We start from the raw sequence: 19,123 nt of genomic DNA, 5'->3' as shown, positions 1-19,123 counted from the left end.
TAAATTTATTTTAAATTATATTTTTCATTTTACCAAAATTCTTAGCATCTCAGAATCTTAGCATCTTAGAAGCTTAGACCTGAAATTTTGTTCTTTTACTTCCTTCGTACATTTCGTATTTTACCAAACGAGCTTCAAGACTTGCATTAAAAAGTTTGATTTTTCTTGAAGGTTTCAATCCAACAAATTTTAATGCTTCTAGATTTGCAGTAATAAACCAAGCGTCTGTACCTGGATAATTTTTCTTTAAAGTGTCTCCAATACTAGCATAGAATCTTTCCATGTGAATATCTAAACGCTCATCATAAGGCGGGTTAAAAACGATATGAAGTTTACCTTCTGTTTCTTTTTCCGTGTCAAAGAAGTTCTCTTCAAAAACAGTTACATAATCCTCTAAATTGGCATTTCTGATATTGTCTTTGGCTTTGCTAACCGCACTCGGCGCTTTATCAAAACCTTTAATTGTATAATGAAACTCTCTTGTCTTTTTCATTAAACTATCTACAATTGTATCAAATAGATCATTATCCCAATCTTTCCATTTTTCGAAAGCAAATTCTTTTCTGTTGATGTTTGCTGGAATATTGCAAGCAATCATAGCAGCTTCTGCCAAAAAAGTTCCAGAACCACACATTGGATCAAGGAAATGACTTTGCCCATCCCAACCCGATAATAAAAGAATTCCAGCGGCTAACACCTCATTAATAGGCGCAATATTGGTAGCAGTTCTATAGCCACGCTGATGAAGCGATGCTCCAGAAGTATCTAAAGCTACAGAAACCTGATCTCTATCAATATGAATATTAATACGCAAATCTGGATGCTGTTTATCAATACTCGGACGTTGTCCTGTTCTTTCTCTAAACTGATCTACAATCGCATCTTTACATTTCTGAGAAACAAATTCAGAATGATTGAAATAAGTAGAATGCACTGTAGTATCGATCACAAAAGTTTGATTAGCATTTAAATATTTAGACCAGTTTAACCCAGAAATTCCTTTGTACAAAGCCTGCTCATTATTAGCTCTAAAAAAATAAATTGGCTTTAAAACTTTAAGAGCTGTACGCAAAGACAAATTGGCTTTATACATAAAACCTTTATCACCTTTAAAGCTCACCATTCTCACACCTTTTTCAACATCCTGAGCGCCAAGTGTGCGTAATTCTTTTTCTAATATTTCTTCAAAGCCAAAAAAACATTTGGCAATCATTTTAAAATTTTCTTCCATTTCTTTTTTAATTAAAAAAAGCCAATCGCTATAACATTTTATTATACTGGTATAAACACGTATCGAAGCGAAATAGTTATTTTTCGGCAAAAATACACTAAATTTGCCGGACTTTTGAATTAATTGAAATAGAATAAATGTCTGAAAAACATAACGCACCAATCCAGAATCAAGAAGACGACAATCAAAACTGGTATTCTTCGTGGTTTGACACGCCATATTATCACATTCTTTATAAGGATCGTAATTATCGTGAAGCTCAGGTTTTCATGGACAATTTAACGCATTATCTTAATTTGCCTGAGAAAGCAAAAGTATTGGATTTAGCATGCGGAAAAGGCCGTCATTCTATTTATTTAAATCAATTGGGCTACGATGTTTTGGGAGCAGATTTGTCTGAAAACAGCATTGCCGAAGCTAGCAAAAACAGCAACGAAACACTTCATTTTAAAGTGCACGATATGCGCGAACCGTTTGAAGAAAAATTTGATGCTATTTTTAATCTTTTCACCAGTTTCGGTTACTTCGAAAGCGACGACGACAACCTAACAACTTTAAAAGCAATTAAAGAAAGTTTATCTGAATACGGCTTTGCAGTCATTGATTTTATGAACGTGCCAAACGTTATTGAAAATCTTGTTCCTGAAGAAGTAAAAACGGTTGATGAAATAGATTTTCACATCAAAAGATATCTTGAAGATGGTCATATTTTTAAAGAAATTGATTTTGAAGACCAAGGCAGAAAATATCATTTTACAGAAAAAGTAAAAGCACTAACTTTGAAAGACTTTCAGGATTTAATGGACGAAGCTGGAATTTTCCTTCTAGACATTTTTGGAGACTATAAACTCAAAAAATTCCATAAAACCGAAAGCGAAAGATTAATCATGATTTTTAAGTAAATTGGTTAATCGTTTAATTGTTTAACCGTTTAATCGCTAAACAAAAAAACAATTAACCGATTAAACGAATCAACGATTAAACAAAATAAAAATGAACTATTTATTACCCTTATTTTCTGTACTTTTAGGATATGGCATAGCTTTATTCATAAAACCAGAAAACAAAAATAATTTAAAATTACTACTCGCATTTAGCGGTTCTTTTTTATTGTCGTTAACCGTAATGCATCTTCTGCCAGATGTTTACGAATCGCACAATCATAATATCGGAATCTTTATAATGGTCGGGATTTTATTTCAGATCGTACTCGAATTTTTCTCAAAAGGTGCCGAACACGGACATGTTCACGGACATGCAAAAATGTCTCAGATTCCGTGGCTTTTGTTTATCAGTCTTTGCATTCATGCCTTTTTAGAAGGTTTTCCGGTTAGTCACCATCATGGTTTAGCAGTAGGAATTGCCATTCATCATTTGCCAATTGCGGTTATTTTAACGACATTTTTCATTAATGCCGATTTAAATAAAAAAGCCATTTTTGTCTTCATGCTGACTTTTGCACTCATGACACCATTAGGAACTGTAGCTTCAGAATATTTGCCTTTTTTAAGTAAATATTACACCGAAATAACAGCAATCGTAATCGGAATTTTATTCCATATTTCATCAACAATCATTTTTGAAAGTAGCGAAGGACATAAATTCAATGTTGCAAAAGTTTCTATGATTGTTCTAGGAATTTTATTGGCATTCTTTTTAAAATAAATTAATTAGGCAATGAGTCAATTAGATACTTTAATAATTTTCTAATTGACTCATTATCTAATTATCAAATTTAGTTAGCTCTCTTTCTCTCCTCTTGATTTCCAAAATTACGCTCCTTCACGTTAATTTTTTTATTTCCGAAATTGTAAATCACAGACAAACGAACAAAACGATTGCTTTCATTTTGACTGTAAACCTGTTTCACGCCATTTACAACCGAAGTAAAATCTTTTAAATAAGCAGTATTAAAAATATCATTGGCCAAGAATGCAATCTGAAGTGTTTTATTCAACAAATCCTGTTTGAAACCAATATCAAAACTTGAAACATAACCAACCTCATGCAAACCACTTTTAAAAGGCGAACTATAATTAAAATCAACTTGAAGTTTCGTGTTTTTTCCTAAAACGAAAGTATTATTCGTTGTAAAATCAATTTGTAAACTGTTTGATGGCGTTGCATTAATATCTTTTATAAACTTTGTTTCTGAACCCAAAAAGTATAAGGTATTTTCACTTTGCCACCAATCTGCCAAAGTTGCCGAATAAGTTTCGCCTAAACCATAATTTAAGCCTTTATAATAGTTTTCGCGAGTTACAATCTGCGTATTCGTTTCTGGATTTGAAGTAAAAACAACCCCGTATCCGTTTGTAATAGCGTTTACAAAAATACTTGTTCTTAAAACCTCTTTATAAGAATGTGCCAATTCAAAATTATCACTAAATGAAGGCTTTAAAAACGGATTTCCTTCAGAATAACTATTGCTATTAATATATACTCTAAAAGGATTTAGCAAATCAAAACGCGGTCTATTGATTCTCTTTCCATAATTCAAACTAAAAGTATTGTTGTCATTCTTTTTGTACGAAGCATAAAAAGTTGGAAATAACTTTAAATAATCATTTACATTTTCCTGATTCATCGTTTCAGAAAATCCGTTAGTTTGCGTATTTTCAAGTCTTAAACCCATTTGCAAACTCCACTTTTCATTTATTTTTTTATCTCCGTTAATATAAACAGCCTGATTGTTCTCAGTGTATTTAAATCGATTTGACTGACTAAGATCTAATTCTGGTATTCCTGTAATTGTATTATAAAAAACCACATCGCTTATACTATTTGTAAAGCTCATTTTTGCTCCATAAGACAAATTAAAAGCTTGAAACGGATGTTCCATATCTGCCTTAAAACTCCAGTTATCAATATCTTGATTCGAAATATTTCGTCCTGCCTGATTGATATCGATAAATTCCATATTTGAATTATAATTGTTGGCTATAAAATCTCTATCGAATTTTGAATTATAATTGAAATAATCCACATCAAAAGACAATTTTCTATTTAAGGAATCTAATTTGGTAATCAAATGCGCATTATACGTTTGATTTTTAGAACCTTTATCTGTGAAACTTTTATTTAATGTTACATTCTGCAATTCGTTTTCTATATTGTATTTTTCGATTCTAATATCCGATCCAAAATCAGGATTATTTCTGTCATTCATAAACTGAAAGCCAATTGTTGTGCGTTTAGACAAATCGTAATCTAAAGCTAATTTTCCTGAAAAACTCTCGTTTTTAACTTTTGTATCGGCATCCATTTTTGAAAGACCGTCAGGAAAATACATATCTAGGTTTTCTATAGAATTTTTATATCCTGTTCTGCCATTCACACTTGCTGAAAATCTAAACTTATTTTTGCTGTAGAAGAAATTATCTCTCAAAGTATAAATTCCGTATTTATTCTGGTCGTAAGAAACTGTAGTCGAATTTTTCCATGAATCGCGAACTCCTTTTTTCATAATAATATTAATCAAACCTCCTGTTCCATCGGCTTCATATTTTGCAGGCGGATTGCTTATCACTTCAATATTTTTAATGTCAGCAGCCGAAATAGATTTCAAGAAATTATTCAATTCTTCGCCAGTCAATTCAATCAAACGTCCGTCGATCATAACACGCGAAGTTCCTTTTCCTAAAATGGTTATTACATCATTTTTAACTACAACTCCAGGCGCTGTATTAATGGCACTTAACGCATCTCCGCCAGTTGTTGTTACATTATTTTCTAGGTTGTAAACCAAACGATCTGTTTTCTGTTCGATAGTTTTCTTTTTTGACTGAACCACAACTTCGACCAATTTGGTTTCGTTCTCTTTGAGAACAATAGTTCCTAAATCTGTATTTTTTTCTAAAGAAATTTCTTTTTCATAAGCAGTAAAACCTAAAAGGCCGATTTCAATTTTATAAAATCCGTTTTTAAGATTTACTTCAAAAGAGCCATCTTCTTTAGTTGTAGTTCCATCAATAATTTTTCCTTCCATATTTACTATCGAAATTTCGGCCCATTCTAAAGATTTGGTTTCGCTAGCTACTTTTCCTTTTAATGTGGATTGCGCTAAACAAAATAAAGGCAATAGTAATAAGATTAGGAGATTTAATTTTTTCATGATTTCTAATTTTAACTTGTTCGATTAATTTGAAGCAAAGTTGCCTTAGAAAATCTCCTTACGCGACCGACAAAAAAAAGTCGAACCATTTTCTCCCGTAGAAATTGGTTCGACTTTATGCGATAAGGCGTTCGACTTTTTACAAAGCCTTTATTTTCAACCTTTCCTGTACGCTGTCGGAGTTAAATTGGTATATTTTTTAAATGAAGTATTAAAAGAAGATTTGGAGTTAAAACCAACTTCGTACAATATTTCTAGAACCGTAAGCTGACTTTTTGTTTGATCTTTTAAAATATGCATCGCTTTTTGAATGCGATATTCATTCACAAAATCAAAAAAATGCTGATCGATATGATGATTAATTAAAATAGATAAATCGCGAACTGGAATATTTATTTGATTAGCCAATTCTTGAATGGTAAGCGACGGATCAAGAAAGGGTTCTTTCTCTGTCATATATTGTTTTAATGTAGCTATTTGAGTGCCGATCAAATCATTTTGTTTATTGGCAGTTTCTGGCTTTTCTTCAATTTCTGGAAGAATATCTTTCGTTAATACTAATTTAGAATTTACACCTCTAAAAAGTTCTGGATGTTTCAATGCTTTCATTATAAACCAGCAAGTTATAAATAGCGCTATTGTTCCAACCAATACGTTTGCCCATAGAAAAACTTCTCTAAAACCGCTGTATCGCAGTACGTTTTTTAAAGCTACAATAGAATGTGCGATTAGAAATACGCACGTCATTTGAAAAAGAAATTTATAAGCCGAAATACTTGGATTGGCGTAATTTTCCAGATAGATTTCTTTATATTTTTTTAGAATTAAAAATACACTTACAATATAAAAGACATATTGAAATTCGATTAAAATCTGAATAAAATAAATCTCAGACATTGAATTTAATGGCCCAATAAAACTTCCTTCGTTTATACTTGAATATATTCTGGGTATAAAAATTAAATTAACAATTACAAAAGGTAGCACATGAACCAAATGTTTCCATTTTAGTCGAAAATCAGAATAACAAACCGCCAATACATACAAGTAGAACGATGGCATTCCTAATAAACAGAATGTCGATCTGAAAATCTCCAGATTTCGATGATCTTCTGTATATAAGTACATGAAAAATCCACTGAGATCAATGGCTGAAAAAATAAAAAAGAAAGCAAATAAACGATTGGCCAATTTATTTTCAGTTTTTACCGTCAGCAAAAAAAATGCCATCAGCAAAGAAACAAAAACACAAATTCGGGCAATTCCCTCTAGCAAAACTAATTTATCCATCCATCTTTTAATATTAAACAAATATAATATTTTCGTTTTTGTAACAAAGCCTAATTAAAACCGTCTTTAAAGAGAAAAAATAGAAGAAAAAAATGATTTTAAATCTCTGAGACTTTGCAAGATTGAGATAAATTATATTAATTTTGACGAGTCTAAATAACGATAAAATGACATTTACGAAAACCACTGAACAAGCCTCAAAATATGAACATTTAGAGAAGATGTCTGTTCATGAATTGTTATCCAATATAAATCAAGAAGACAAAACTGTGCCTTATGCAGTCGAAAAAGCTTTGCCCCAAATAGAAGCTTTGATTCCGCAAATAGTAGCAAAATTAAAGCTTGGCGGCAGATTGTTTTATATTGGAGCAGGAACTTCTGGCCGACTTGGTGTAGTTGATGCTTCAGAATGTCCGCCAACTTTTGGCGTTCCTTTTGATTTAGTAAATGGCATTATTGCAGGTGGCGACACAGCCATTAGACGTGCAGTAGAAAACGCTGAAGACAGTACAACAAATGCTTGGATCGATCTTCAAAATCATAATATCAATTCAAACGATGTGGTTATCGGAATCGCTGCTTCTGGTACAACTCCATATGTTATTAGCGGTTTAGAAACTTGTAATGAGAATAATATTGTTACAGGATGTATTACTTGTAATGCTGGAAGTCCGTTGGCTTTGACAGCTCAATTTCCTATTGAAGTTGTAGTTGGACCAGAATTTGTAACTGGAAGTTCAAGAATGAAAGCTGGTACTGCACAAAAATTGGTTTTAAACATGATTTCGACTGCAGCAATGATTCAGCTTGGAAAAGTAAGAGGCAATAAAATGGTCGATATGCAGTTAAGTAATGTGAAATTGGTTGACCGAGGCGTAAAAATGATTATGGACGAAATTTCAGTTTCGTACGACGAAGCTTCTGAATTATTGAAAAAATATGGCAGCGTAAGAAATGCTGTTGATAATTATAAAAAATAAAAGGTTTTTCTGTGTGGTCATTTAACCGAACAGTACACTAAGATTTATGCAAGGTTCGCAAGGTTTTTGTCCAAAACTTTGCGAACTTTGCCGTTATAAAAGCCTCGCATATAAAAAACTTGGCGTACTTTGCGGTAAAATACAAGCCAACAACCTGAAACCTGAAACTTGAAACAAAAAACATGGCAACAAACAAACAATTATTAGGAAAAGGAATTAAATATTTGACAGGTGCATTGCCTTTGATGTTTCTTGGGCCATCGTTGATTTACAATGCTTTTCAAAATCAAGGCAACAATTGGCATTATCTGGTTTTAGGAATTGGAATTTTGGCTTGTCTGAGCTCTATGGTTTTGATCTTTTTGGGATTGAAAATCATAATGAAAGGGATTTTTAATGACTAAATAATAAAACTAATTCAAACCTAACAGGTTTTAAAAACCTATTAGATTTAATATTTATAAAAAAATGGAAGGCATAATTCACATTCAGAAAACATTTGAAAAAATTGTTTATATCGATAAAAAAATAAACAATCGTGAGTTTGAAGATTGTGTCTTTAAAAACTGTGACTTTTCTAACAGTAATTTCAATTCTAACACTTTCCTCGACTGCGAATTTATTGATTGTAATCTCTCAATGACTAGCTTGGCTGGAACAAGTTTAAAAAACGTCACTTTTAAAAACTGCAAACTTTTAGGAATTGCATTTAACGAATGCGATGATTTTTTATTTCAAGTTTATTTTGATGAATGCGTTTTGGATTACGCGCTATTTTCTAATAAAAAAATGCCGAAAACCAAATTCATTAATTCTTCTGTTCGTGAAGTTACTTTCATCGGAACTAATTTAACAAGCTCTGTTTTTGACAACTGCAACCTTGACGGTGCAATATTCAACGAAACACAATTAGCATCGGTCAATTTTAAAACGGCATACAATTACAAAATTGATCCTGAATTTAATCCGATGAAAAAAGCACAATTTTCTACCGAAGGAATTGTCGGGTTATTAGATAAATACGATATTAAAATTGTGTAGCAAATTATTTTTCTATTGTTCGGAGCGCTTTTTTTATAATGTACAGCGTTTCTTTTACAGGGCTTTCGCGTTTCCATCTTTCACATAAATTCTTTACAAAATCTGGTCTTGTTTTACTGGCATCATTAAGCCAGTTTCCAACACTATTCTGCACATATTTTGAAGAATCAGATTTTAGGGAATCTAAAATTTTCAAAGCTAATTCTGGTCTTTTCTTAAGTTCTTCAATATGTTCGCACCAAACGCCTCTTGGTCTTGTTGCTTCGGTTGCAAAGCGTCGAATATTTTCGTCTTCACTAGAAGTCCATTCAGATAAGATTTCAAGGCTTTTTTCTAAATTATTCAGAATATTGGAACGAATTGCCAGCCACGAAATTTCCCTTACACCAAAATGTTTGTCTGCCGCCAGAAACTGAATTTGTTCTAACACTTCTTCTATGGTTAATTCAGATTTTTTTCCAATTGTATACGCAGACCAACATCGCACCAAATCAGATTTATGGTTAGAAATAGTTGAAATTATATCAGAATCATTATTAAGAATTGATTCTGTCAATATTCCTGTGCCAATTGTCTCATTTATGGTATTGACAGTTTGCTTTTTCAAATTTCTAATATCCATTAAAATAGGTTCCAGATATTCCATCCTATTAGACTCTCTCAAAACATTTTCTAAAAGCTTAGTTTGATTTACTGCAAGCCATTCTACAAGATTAGCAGTTTCAATTTCTCCCCTATTAAGCTGTTCTAAAACTAAAACAGGAATATCTTTTATCGATCTTGCTCCTTTACGTTTTACTTCATTCATAGTTTTTAATTTGACTAGCGCAATGTTCTATCATGCTTTAAAAATTTGATTATTTTTGTAAATATCGGAAAGCTTGATAACACTGGCAATACCGCATATTTTTATCCCATAGAGATATAAAAGTCAATTTTATGCAAACAAAGGAACAAAGCACAGAAAATAAAATTTGTCCATTAGAAATTGCTGTAAATACCATCAGCGGAAAATGGAAAATCCCCATTGTATGGCAGATTAATGATGGTAAAAAAAGACCTAGTGAATTTTTACGTGGCATTGCAAAAGTAGATCGACGTGTTTTAAATCAGCAGTTAAATGAAATGGTCGAAGACGGGATATTGGTAAAACAATCTTTTAATGAGCTTCCGCCACGAGTTGAATATTCTTTAACCGAAACGGGAAAACAACTAGTAGAAATTCTCTGGAAATTAAATGATTGGGGAAAAACATTAATTCAAGATAACAAAACAGAGCTTCAATCCTAAAACATATCAATCATGAAAGCTAATGAATCTTATTTAGAAAGCGTTAAAAAACAATTTTTGTATTATAAAATGCTTGGCGAAAAAGCAATCGATCAACTCGAACCAACACAGCTTTTTGTTTCGTTTAACGACGACACCAATAGCATTGCTACTATTGTAAAACATATTTCAGGAAATATGCTTTCACGCTGGACAGATTTTCTAACTTCTGACGGAGAAAAAGAATGGCGAAACCGTGATGCCGAATTTGAAAATGATTTACAATCGAAAGAAGAAGTTCTTGAACTTTGGAATAAAGGCTGGAATTGTTTAGAAAATGCTTTACAAAGTTTAAAACCAGAACAACTTTCAGACATTATTTACATCCGAAATGAGGGTCATACAGTTATAGAAGCCATAAATCGTCAATTGGCACATTATCCTTATCATGTTGGACAGATTGTTTTTTATGCCAAACAATTGAAAAACAGTTCATGGAATAGTTTGTCGATTCCGAAAAATAAATCAGGAAATTATAATGCTGAAAAGTTTGCCAAGGAAAAAGAAATCAAGAACTTTACAGACGAAGAATTAAAAAGATTGAAATGATAGAATATTATGCAAATTTTGGCGGGACATGTTGGTGGATCTTAATTAAATTCTGTAAGACAAACTTAACCGAAGAGCAGAGTTCTAAAAATAAAAAACGGAATTTACTTTTTTTGACTTTTATAACTCTTGTAATTTTCTTTTTATTCTTTAATTAAAAAAGGACTTCTAAAAACCTAAGCCATAGCCCTGATGGAAGCGACATCCTTTTGTGGTGGGGTTCACCACAAAAGATACAGCGTACAGCAGGATTAGCTCCTAAAAAACAACTTATTCAAAATGAAAAAAATTATATTCTTATTTCCTTTTCTTGCTTTAGTATCTTGCTATAATGCAGAGCATAATTGCAAAGATTTTAAAACTGGAAAATTCAAATTTGAAACGGAAGTCAATGGCGAAAAAAAAACTACTTTTTTTGAACGTAAAGACGACATCGAAATTGAAACTTTTGAAGGAAAAACTGATACCGCAACCATTCGTTGGGTAAGCGATTGCGAATATGTTCTCCAGAAAAAACATCCAAAAAATATGGCTGAGGAAAAAGCAATCAGCATGAAAATTTTAACGACTTCTAAAGATTCTTATACTTTTGAATTTGGCTTGGTTGGTTCTGAAGAAAAACAGCGAGGCACCGTTTACAAAGTTGATTAAATAATTAAGCTTTTTTTGCTACAAAGGCACAAAGACGCAAAGAAATAAGTCCTTGGCGTCTTTGTGCCTTTGTGGCAAATTATTATAATGTGTTTCTTTTACATTTCTATTTTAAATAGTACATTAGAACTTTAATCTAACCAAATGAAAAATACCATTTCGCAAAGGGTTGCTGATTTTTTAAAGAATTATCCGCCGTTTAATTTTCTTCATCAGAAAGACTTAGAAAAGCTATCTGAGCAAATTTCTATTATTTATAAAGAAAAAGATGCTGTGATTTTTGCTGAAAATGACAAAACGCATGATTCTTTTTATGTGGTTCATAAAGGTGCTGTTGCTCTTAAAAAAAGTACTAAAAATACAGTTTTAGACATGTGTGACGAAGGTGATATTTTTGGATTACGTCCGCTCTTAGCGCAAGAAAACTATATTATGGAGGCTGTCGCGCATGAAGAAAGCATTTTATATGCCATTCCGATTGCGGTTTTTAAACCTTATGCTCTAGAAAATAGAAATGTTGGTAATTTCTTGATCGAAAGTTATGCCTCTAACACACGAAATCCATATTCTGACATTCATAAAGATAAATTATATGGTGATGATGATCAACTTCACGAAAATCTTCATTCCAGCAATCATTCTTTTGACTTAGCGCCTATAAAATATTCTAAAAAAATTGTGACCTGCAGTCCATCAACTACAGTAAAAGATGTTGCAAAAATCATGAATAAAAAGAAAGTCGGTGCGATTTTAATTGTTGATGAAATGCAGCCAATTGGTATTTTGACCGATAAAGATCTTCGAAACAAAATCGTTACTGGAGATTTTCCTATTACAACAACCGCCGAAACGATAATGACAAAACCTGTTATTACATATCCAAAAAAAATGACAGTTACTGAGGCGCAAATGGCAATGATGAAAAGTAATATCAGTCATTTGTGTTTGACGAAAGATGGAACTGTAAACACCAAAGCGGTTGGAATTTTATCCAAACATGACGTAATGGTTGCACTCGGGAATAATCCTGCGGTTTTGATAAAGGCTTTGAAACGCACTAAAAAAATCAAAGAAATAAAGCCAATTCGCAACCGAATTATGCAATTACTTCAAGGTTATCTAGACCAAAATATTCCGATGACTTTGATTACAAAAATTATCACTGAACTTAATGAAGCTTGCACAAATCGCGTTATTGAAATTTGTCTAGAAAAAATGAGCAGTCCGCCACCGGTAAAATTTTCGTGGCTTGCGCTTGGAAGCCAAGGACGCGGAGAACAAATGTTGCATACTGATCAAGATAATGCAATTGTATATGAAAATGTAAATGAAGTTTTTAGAGATGAAACTAAAGTGTATTTTCACAAATTTGCGGGACTTGTAAACAAAGGTCTTTTTGAAATTGGCTACGATTACTGTCCTGCCGAAATGATGGCTTCGAACCCAAAATGGTGTATGAGTTTAGACGAATGGAAAAGCCATGTACATCATTGGATTACAAATCCAGGTAAAAATGAGGTTTTATTGTCGTTTATTTTCTTTGATTACAGTTTGACTTATGGTGATACCGAAGTAGCAAACCAATTGTCTGATTATATTTTCGAAGATTTAAAAGCAAATCCTATTTTTTACATGCATTTGGTGAGTGGTGCTCTGCAAAGCCCATCTCCTACTGGTTTCTTTAGACAATTTTTGGTTGAACAAGACGGTGCAAACAAAGATAATTTTGATATCAAACGAAGAGCTTTAATGCCTTTAACAGATGCTGCTCGTGTTTTAATTTTATCTCATTCCGTTAAAGGAATCAGCAATACGGCAGAACGTTTTGAAAAATTAGCTGAATTAGAACCTAATAATAGAGAATTGTATTTATCGTGCTCTTATTCGTTTAAAGCTTTATTAAAATTTAGAACTAAACAAGGTCTTCTACATCATGATTCTGGTCAGTTTATCGAATTGGAATCTCTAACCAAAATGGAAAAAATTAAGCTGAAACGTACTTTTAAAACTATTAAAGAACTTCAGGAACTTATTTCGGTTCGTTTTAATATCTCAAATCTGGTATAGTAATGAGTTTATTCAATTTTTGGAAAAAGGAAGAAATTAATTTATTCGATGAAAATATTACGATCGAAGAAACTCGTTTTGTGGTTTTAGATACCGAAACTACTGGATTTGATTATGAAAATGACCGTATTTTATGTATCGGCGCATTGGTTCTTCAAAACGGAATTATTAATGTTCAGGAAAGTTTTGAAGTTTATCTGGAACAAGATCATTATGATAAAACTACGGCACAAATTCATGGTATTTTAAAAGATTTGCTTGTTAAACGTCCGAGTGAGCTTGAAGCTTTACAACAGTTTTTAGAATTTCTGGGCGATTCGATAATCATTGCACATCATACTATTTTTGATATCACAATGATCAATAAAGCTTTAGAAAGAAACGATCTTCCTCCGTTAACAAATAAAACCTTAGACACCGCTTATTTGTATAAAAAGACTTTAATTCAGTCCCATCTGTTTGAAAGAAAAGATCATTATACTCTGGACGATTTGGCCGATAAGTTTGATATTTCAAAAAAAGATCGCCATACTGCTTTGGGCGATGCCTATATTACAGCCATAGCATTTCTTAAGATTGTAAAGAAATTAAAAGAGAAAAAAGCAATTAATTTAAACCAATTATTTAAATAGAAAAGGCTTGAATTGAAATTCAAGCCTTTTAAAATTTTATTCATCAATAAAAATTCGATACGGAAACACATTTGAAGACCTGCTTTTCAGATTCTTCATAAAGCTATCGCATAAATACTCCCACTCCGAATCGGACAAATGCTGTTTCTCTTCAAGATTTGTCTTGATATATATATCTACGGTTCGGCTAAAACCAGCTTTTACAGAGATTTCTTTTCGTGTGCCTTTTTCTATTTTAATCTCTAGAATTGAATTTTTAAAATGATTAAATCCAAAGGCTTTAATATCTGCAAAAGTTACAATTCTACCGCGTGTGAGCAGCGCATTTCTATAAGCCAGAATTCTGTCTTTGTTGCTTTGTTTGTTTAAGCCTCCGGCCGTATTTGTCATTAAAGTTATACTATTGCTTACAAAAGTTAAATCTGAAGATTCTAAGACTGTCCCTGTTTTAACATCATTTCCTTCTTCTGCACAGGTTGACCAATAGTTAATTTGGAACGAATTTTCCATGTTTTTTTCAATCTTAGGCTTGATCATTAAATAGGGATCATTATTCTTCAAAAAGCTACTTTCTTTAGCCTGTTGTTCAACAGATGCTAAAAGCTGGCTGATTTGTGACAAGGAGCTAGTCATGAAATCTTTTCCTAAGCCTGAAAATGAAGATGTTTCATCTTTAAGCAGATCAAGCAAATTTTGAAGCAGTTCCGACGCAGTTCTCGAATCAAATCTAGAAACGCCACCTATTCTCAAAACAGCATTTCCTTCTTCTACAACTCCTTCTTTAAATTCTTTTATTTCGTAATGATTATTAAGAGGGTCTATTACCGATTCGATATCGAGATAAATATTATTTCCTGTTTCTAAAGCCACGTATGAAAGAAAATTACCTAAACCTATACCTAAAGAATGGCGCTTTTTATTCATTACTGGAAAACAATTTGCTGTAAAAGAAACATTCTCTATTATTTGAGGAACCAATGACTCTGGAAAAACGAGCTTTATCCAAATGATTGGCTTTGCTGCATTGTTTGTAATTTCTTCTAAATATTTACACTCACTCGAATACTCTGAAATTTTTTTATACTTTAATCCTCCTTTTAACGTATAGAAATTATCAAAATAATATTCGTTAATTTCCTGCATAATCTCATTGAGATGCGAATAATTACGATTTATAATATTTTTAATATCTAAGCTGTTTAAAGGTACATTATATCCTTCTTCAACCTTAATTTCAATATTGTCATAAAAACATTTTACCTGCTTTAAGTAATAATGAAACATTTCTTTTTGATGAGTATTTTTAATATCTATGTAAAGCATTAAATCTTCCAATTCTACATTCTCATCATTTAACTCAATACCTAAAACGATTTCTCCTGCCGGCAAAGTATGCTTATAATCTTTAACAGTATCTTTATAAAAAAGATTCGAAATTTTAAACATATTTCTCTCGTAAGCTATATAACCAATGTTACAAGGTGCAAGTTTTACTTCGAGTGTTGGCGAGAGTACTATTTCCTTTATTATAGGTTCCAGAGGATTGTAAATATTATGAAGCCTTCGCTTTACAAGCATTTGATTTTGCAGAGAAGTTTTTCTATTATTCTCAGTTGGAAACGCATGTGCAACTGCCCTTGCAGGTTTTGCTCCCGAAACAACTTCTGGAAACATAATTTCTAAAACTCTTTCTACAATACGAGTTTTTGAATCTTCTAGTTCATGAGCTACTTTTTCAAGTTCATATGATAATGCATTTAGCATCATAGACACTACAGGATCAAACGATGTCTCCATTTCATGGGTCACCTCCAGGATACGTGGGATACGAGGCGGGAGGAATATTAATAAACAAGATTAGACAAAAACCTTACTCGATTGTTTTATTTGATGAAATTGAAAAAGCACACCCTTCTGTTTTTGATATATTTCTTCAAATCATGGATGAAGGCAAACTCCATGACCGTTTAGGAAAAGAAGGAGATTTCTCTAATGCAATTATTTTGTTTACATCAAACATTGGAGCAGATCATATTGCAAGCACTTTTAATGAAGGTAAAATTCCAGCATCAAGTACTTTAATGGAAATTATGGGGCAATATTTCAGACCAGAATTTTTAGGTCGTCTAACTGAAATTGTACCTTTTGCGCCTATCAGTAAAGAAAATGCATTGAAAATCTTCGAGATTCATCTTAAAAAAGAATTTACCGATTTATTGAAAAACATCAATATTTCGGTCAATATTCCTATAGAAGCTAAACTTTATCTTGCCGAAAATGGCTATAATACCAAATTAGGTGCAAGGCCAATTAAAAATATTATAAGAACTCATTTAAGAAGACCTTTAGCAAAAAAAATAATATCTGGGGAAATACAAAACGGAGATACTATTTCTGTCTATATCGAAAACAATGAAGTAAAATGGATTAAACAAGAGGTAGTCATTTCTGAGAATTAAATCAATTATTAAAACACAAAAAAAACGCTAAGAAATTAAATTCTTAGCGTTTTGTTTTTTATTCTAAAACCAAACCTATTTGGCCGTCATCATCTAATTCTGTTTCTACAGGATCATCTTCTGAAATTTCAGGTTTTTCAGGAATTTCTTCGACTGGTTCTTCGTAAGGAAGCGGGTCTAATAAATTCACTTGTTTTAATTTATCTGTTGTTAATTGATTTCCTAAAGCTTTGAAACCTTTTACGGCTATAAAGTCTTCAACATCTATATGAAGATCTTCTTTTTGAACTCCTTTTACTTTTGCAAAAACCAATTGTGCTACAGGACGATAATCTGTAGAAACGATTTCTAACTGTGAATTAGGATGATCGGTAATAAAGCTTTCTTCTTTTCCTTCATTTTCTACAAGGAAACGTTTCAAGAAATAACGTTCTTTTTCTCCATCGTAATAAATAGCAGAAATTGGTTTTTTAGGTTTCCATTTTTCCAAAACAATCATATCTTCCTCAAAGTGAGTTGATAATTCCGGAATAATAACTTTTAATTTACCTGACTGACTGATAACTAAAATTTTATCGCTTGGTTTAAATTCGCCCAACAACTCTCCTCTAGCATCAACATTTAAACGTTTTACGGTATCATCAAACCAAACTTTTCTTGGTAATAAAGTCGAAATTCCTTTTTCTTTTAATTCGATTTTCTTGATTGGATATTTTGTAACCAAATTTCCTTTCGAACCTCGTCCTTTAATCGCTAAATTAGCAAAATCAATATCGAATTTCAGCTTCTTAATCGTTCCAACCTGACGCAATAAGATAGTCACAACTTCAGCTTCTCCGTTTGGATTATGCGAAAAATAAACTACCTGAGAACCATTTGTTCCATTTGTTAAATCGTAGGCTTTATCACGTGTTACTCCAGTAACATTAAAACGCTTTATGTATGATGGACCTGATTTACCATCACGATACATCATGTTATAAATAGTTCGTTTATCATTTTTATCAAAAACGGCCGCGTGAATAATATCTTTTCCTATAAAAGTCTTAGAATCTACTTTTGTAATCATCAATGTTCCATCGCGTAAAAACACGATAACATCATCAATATCAGAACAATCACCTACGTATTCATCTTTCTTTAAACTTGTTCCCACAAAACCTTCTTCGCGGTTTACGTATAATTTTGTGTTACGTAAAACTACTTTTGTAGCCTCTACATTATCAAAAACTCGAAGCTCGGTTTTACGTTCACGTCCTTTTCCATATTTCTCTTTCAATTTGGTAAAATACCCAATCGCAAAATCTGTAAGATGCTCTAGATTGTATTCTACCTCTTTCATTTCTTCTTCCAATCTCGAAATCAATTCGTCTGCTTTATCAGAATCGAAACGCGTAATACGAATCATTGGAATTTGAGTCAAACGTTGTAAATCTTCATCATTGATTTCTCTTACGAATGATTTCTTGAAAGGCTCAAATCTATCATACAAGTATTTATATAATGATTCTCTGTCTCCATATAACTTGAAGTCAATGTACATTTCTTCGCGAATGAAGATTTTCTCCAAAGTAGAGAAATGCCATTTATTCTTTAATTCTTCTAATTGAATTTCAAGCTCTTGCTTAAGCAGCTCAACAGTTCTTTCTGTCGAAATCCTCAACATTTGAGAAACACCAATAAACAGAGGCTTATTATCTTCAATAACGCATCCTAAAGGCGCTACAGAGGTTTCACAGGCTGTAAATGCAAATAATGCATCAATAGTTTTATCTGGTGAAACTCCTGGGAAAAGATGAATTAAAATCTCAACATCGGCTGCAGTATTGTCTTCAATTTTCTTGATTTTGATTTTGCCTTTTTCATTGGCTTTCAAAATACTGTCAATTAAACTCGAGGTATTGGTAGAAAACGGAATCTGAGTAATCACCAATGTATTTTTGTCTAACTGCGAAATTTTAGCACGTACGCGTACACGTCCGCCACGCATTCCGTCGTTATAATTCGAAACGTCGGCAATACCCTGCGTCATAAAATCAGGATAAAGCGTAAACGGTTTTCCTTTTAAGATTTTAATCGAAGCATCAATTAATTCATTAAAATTATGAGGTAAAACCTTTGTTGACAAACCTACTGCAATACCTTCTGCTCCTTGCGCTAAAAGCAATGGAAATTTTACAGGAAGATTAATTGGTTCGGCTTTTCTACCATCATATGATAATCCCCAGTCTGTAATTTTTGGAGAATATAAAACCTCCAAAGCAAATTTAGATAAACGTGCTTCAATATAACGCGAAGCTGCTGCTCCGTCACCTGTTAAGATATTTCCCCAGTTTCCTTGGCAGTCTATCAATAAATCTTTTTGTCCAATTTGCACCATTGCATCACCAATACTTGCATCTCCGTGTGGGTGATACTGCATGGTGTGCCCTACTACATTGGCAACTTTATTATAACGGCCGTCATCTAGCTCTTTTAAAGAGTGCATAATACGACGTTGAACAGGTTTAAATCCGTCTTCGATAGCGGGAACTGCACGTTCCAGAATTACATACGAAGCGTAATCCAAGAACCAATCTTTGTACATTCCGGTTACTTTCGTAATAACGTCTTCGCCTTCTTCTTCCTGGTTTTCGTAAAAATGCTGTCCTTCAAATTGTCTAGCATCTACGTCGATAATCTCATCGTCATCTCCATTTTGATTGTCATCAAACTGGTTTTCATCTTGATTATTCTCGTCGTCGTTTGGAATTATGTTATCGTCTTCTTCGTCTTTCATA

The 19,123-nt window shown here is 32.5% G+C and carries 17 protein-coding genes and 1 pseudogene; 12 read left to right on the top strand and 6 right to left on the bottom strand.

From position 1 onward, the window contains the following. Positions 1-73 precede the first annotated feature (73 nt). Entirely contained in the window at positions 74-1,231 is a 1,158-nt protein-coding gene (locus AC1Q5Z_RS02435) for a THUMP domain-containing class I SAM-dependent RNA methyltransferase (protein WP_198857115.1), read from the bottom strand. Between the two features lie 137 nt (positions 1,232-1,368). Here AC1Q5Z_RS02435 and AC1Q5Z_RS02430 point away from each other — a divergent pair, with 137 nt between their 5' ends. Continuing rightward, complete coding sequence (locus tag AC1Q5Z_RS02430; protein WP_286967661.1) at positions 1,369-2,133, top strand: class I SAM-dependent methyltransferase; 765 nt, start codon at positions 1,369-1,371, stop codon at positions 2,131-2,133. 91 nt (positions 2,134-2,224) lie between these two features. Continuing rightward, positions 2,225-2,896: a ZIP family metal transporter gene (locus AC1Q5Z_RS02425; RefSeq protein ID WP_198857113.1), complete on the top strand. Its 672-nt coding sequence runs from the start codon at positions 2,225-2,227 to the stop codon at positions 2,894-2,896. A gap of 70 nt (positions 2,897-2,966) precedes the next feature. Here AC1Q5Z_RS02425 and AC1Q5Z_RS02420 read toward each other — a convergent pair whose 3' ends face one another. Both AC1Q5Z_RS02420 and AC1Q5Z_RS02415 read right to left on the bottom strand, forming a co-directional pair. Next, complete coding sequence (locus AC1Q5Z_RS02420; protein ID WP_492443694.1) at positions 2,967-5,345, bottom strand: TonB-dependent receptor; 2,379 nt, start codon at positions 5,343-5,345, stop codon at positions 2,967-2,969. A 156-nt stretch (positions 5,346-5,501) separates the two neighbouring features. After that, positions 5,502-6,473, bottom strand: coding sequence for a helix-turn-helix domain-containing protein (locus tag AC1Q5Z_RS02415; protein ID WP_492443693.1), 972 nt, complete (start codon positions 6,471-6,473; stop codon positions 5,502-5,504). A 19-nt stretch (positions 6,474-6,492) separates the two neighbouring features. Here AC1Q5Z_RS02415 and AC1Q5Z_RS02410 point away from each other — a divergent pair, with 19 nt between their 5' ends. The 4 genes from AC1Q5Z_RS02410 (at position 6,493) to AC1Q5Z_RS02395 (ending at position 8,656) form a co-directional block, all read left to right on the top strand. Next, a complete protein-coding gene (locus AC1Q5Z_RS02410) occupies positions 6,493-6,693 on the top strand; it encodes a hypothetical protein (RefSeq protein ID WP_233074129.1) in 201 nt (66 codons plus the stop codon). A 109-nt stretch (positions 6,694-6,802) separates the two neighbouring features. Then, entirely contained in the window at positions 6,803-7,615 is an 813-nt protein-coding gene (murQ, locus tag AC1Q5Z_RS02405) for an N-acetylmuramic acid 6-phosphate etherase (RefSeq protein WP_345157714.1), read from the top strand. A gap of 182 nt (positions 7,616-7,797) precedes the next feature. Then, on the top strand, positions 7,798-8,019 hold the full coding sequence (locus tag AC1Q5Z_RS02400; protein ID WP_492443692.1) for a DUF6095 family protein: 222 nt from the start codon (positions 7,798-7,800) through the stop codon (positions 8,017-8,019). 64 nt (positions 8,020-8,083) lie between these two features. Beyond that, the gene (locus AC1Q5Z_RS02395; protein ID WP_198857108.1) at positions 8,084-8,656 is read left to right on the top strand and encodes a pentapeptide repeat-containing protein; all 573 of its coding nucleotides are present in this window, start codon (positions 8,084-8,086) and stop codon (positions 8,654-8,656) included. A 4-nt stretch (positions 8,657-8,660) separates the two neighbouring features. Here AC1Q5Z_RS02395 and AC1Q5Z_RS02390 read toward each other — a convergent pair whose 3' ends face one another. Continuing rightward, positions 8,661-9,464 (bottom strand): DNA alkylation repair protein, encoded by an 804-nt coding sequence (locus tag AC1Q5Z_RS02390; protein ID WP_343588815.1) that lies wholly within the window; start codon positions 9,462-9,464, stop codon positions 8,661-8,663. 131 nt (positions 9,465-9,595) lie between these two features. Here AC1Q5Z_RS02390 and AC1Q5Z_RS02385 point away from each other — a divergent pair, with 131 nt between their 5' ends. The 5 genes from AC1Q5Z_RS02385 (at position 9,596) to AC1Q5Z_RS02365 (ending at position 13,884) form a co-directional block, all read left to right on the top strand. After that, positions 9,596-9,946, top strand: a complete 351-nt coding sequence (locus AC1Q5Z_RS02385) for a winged helix-turn-helix transcriptional regulator (RefSeq protein ID WP_343588816.1) — start codon at positions 9,596-9,598, stop codon at positions 9,944-9,946. Positions 9,947-9,958: 12 nt separating this feature from the next. Next, positions 9,959-10,534: a DUF1572 family protein gene (locus tag AC1Q5Z_RS02380; protein WP_492443690.1), complete on the top strand. Its 576-nt coding sequence runs from the start codon at positions 9,959-9,961 to the stop codon at positions 10,532-10,534. Positions 10,535-10,813: 279 nt separating this feature from the next. Continuing rightward, positions 10,814-11,185, top strand: a complete 372-nt coding sequence (locus AC1Q5Z_RS02375; protein ID WP_198857104.1) for a DNA topoisomerase IV — start codon at positions 10,814-10,816, stop codon at positions 11,183-11,185. 144 nt (positions 11,186-11,329) lie between these two features. After that, entirely contained in the window at positions 11,330-13,252 is a 1,923-nt protein-coding gene (locus AC1Q5Z_RS02370; protein ID WP_492443688.1) for a DUF294 nucleotidyltransferase-like domain-containing protein, read from the top strand. Between the two features lie 2 nt (positions 13,253-13,254). Beyond that, positions 13,255-13,884 carry a 3'-5' exonuclease gene (locus tag AC1Q5Z_RS02365; protein WP_198857102.1) on the top strand — a complete coding sequence of 210 codons (630 nt, stop codon included), beginning with the start codon at positions 13,255-13,257 and terminating at the stop codon, positions 13,882-13,884. Positions 13,885-13,920: 36 nt separating this feature from the next. Here the strand turns inward: AC1Q5Z_RS02365 and AC1Q5Z_RS02360 are convergent, their stop codons facing one another. After that, complete coding sequence (locus tag AC1Q5Z_RS02360; RefSeq protein WP_492444123.1) at positions 13,921-15,648, bottom strand: type VI secretion system baseplate subunit TssF; 1,728 nt, start codon at positions 15,646-15,648, stop codon at positions 13,921-13,923. Positions 15,649-15,659: 11 nt separating this feature from the next. Between AC1Q5Z_RS02360 and AC1Q5Z_RS02355 the strand changes: the two are divergent. After that, positions 15,660-16,343, top strand: a pseudogene (locus AC1Q5Z_RS02355) (AAA family ATPase); the annotation flags it as partial. Between the two features lie 58 nt (positions 16,344-16,401). On the opposite strand, the gene AC1Q5Z_RS02350 reads toward AC1Q5Z_RS02355, so the two are convergent. Continuing rightward, positions 16,402-19,122, bottom strand: a complete 2,721-nt coding sequence (locus AC1Q5Z_RS02350; protein ID WP_198857101.1) for a DNA gyrase/topoisomerase IV subunit A — start codon at positions 19,120-19,122, stop codon at positions 16,402-16,404. Position 19,123: the final 1 nt, after the last annotated feature.

The organism is Flavobacterium sp. GW823-FHT06G12, from assembly GCF_058794775.1.
This window is presented reverse-complemented; position numbering and strand designations above follow the sequence as displayed.

Excerpts from the sequence above, each read along its gene's own strand:
- AC1Q5Z_RS02350 (WP_198857101.1), bottom strand. The coding sequence starts at position 19,122 with ATGAAAGACGAAGAAGACGATAACATAATTCCAAACGACGACGAGAAT.
- AC1Q5Z_RS02430 (WP_286967661.1), top strand. The coding sequence starts at position 1,369 with ATGTCTGAAAAACATAACGCACCAATCCAGAATCAAGAAGACGACAAT.
- AC1Q5Z_RS02390 (WP_343588815.1), bottom strand. The coding sequence starts at position 9,464 with ATGAATGAAGTAAAACGTAAAGGAGCAAGATCGATAAAAGATATTCCT.
- AC1Q5Z_RS02415 (WP_492443693.1), bottom strand. The coding sequence starts at position 6,473 with ATGTACTTATATACAGAAGATCATCGAAATCTGGAGATTTTCAGATCG.
- AC1Q5Z_RS02425 (WP_198857113.1), top strand. The coding sequence starts at position 2,225 with ATGAACTATTTATTACCCTTATTTTCTGTACTTTTAGGATATGGCATA.
- AC1Q5Z_RS02435 (WP_198857115.1), bottom strand. The coding sequence starts at position 1,231 with ATGGAAGAAAATTTTAAAATGATTGCCAAATGTTTTTTTGGCTTTGAA.
- AC1Q5Z_RS02395 (WP_198857108.1), top strand. The coding sequence starts at position 8,084 with ATGGAAGGCATAATTCACATTCAGAAAACATTTGAAAAAATTGTTTAT.
- AC1Q5Z_RS02400 (WP_492443692.1), top strand. The coding sequence starts at position 7,798 with ATGGCAACAAACAAACAATTATTAGGAAAAGGAATTAAATATTTGACA.
- AC1Q5Z_RS02370 (WP_492443688.1), top strand. The coding sequence starts at position 11,330 with ATGAAAAATACCATTTCGCAAAGGGTTGCTGATTTTTTAAAGAATTAT.
- AC1Q5Z_RS02385 (WP_343588816.1), top strand. The coding sequence starts at position 9,596 with ATGCAAACAAAGGAACAAAGCACAGAAAATAAAATTTGTCCATTAGAA.
- AC1Q5Z_RS02380 (WP_492443690.1), top strand. The coding sequence starts at position 9,959 with ATGAAAGCTAATGAATCTTATTTAGAAAGCGTTAAAAAACAATTTTTG.
- AC1Q5Z_RS02365 (WP_198857102.1), top strand. The coding sequence starts at position 13,255 with ATGAGTTTATTCAATTTTTGGAAAAAGGAAGAAATTAATTTATTCGAT.
- murQ (WP_345157714.1), top strand. The coding sequence starts at position 6,803 with ATGACATTTACGAAAACCACTGAACAAGCCTCAAAATATGAACATTTA.
- AC1Q5Z_RS02375 (WP_198857104.1), top strand. The coding sequence starts at position 10,814 with ATGAAAAAAATTATATTCTTATTTCCTTTTCTTGCTTTAGTATCTTGC.
- AC1Q5Z_RS02360 (WP_492444123.1), bottom strand. The coding sequence starts at position 15,648 with ATGCTAAATGCATTATCATATGAACTTGAAAAAGTAGCTCATGAACTA.
- AC1Q5Z_RS02410 (WP_233074129.1), top strand. The coding sequence starts at position 6,493 with ATGGCTGAAAAAATAAAAAAGAAAGCAAATAAACGATTGGCCAATTTA.
- AC1Q5Z_RS02420 (WP_492443694.1), bottom strand. The coding sequence starts at position 5,345 with ATGAAAAAATTAAATCTCCTAATCTTATTACTATTGCCTTTATTTTGT.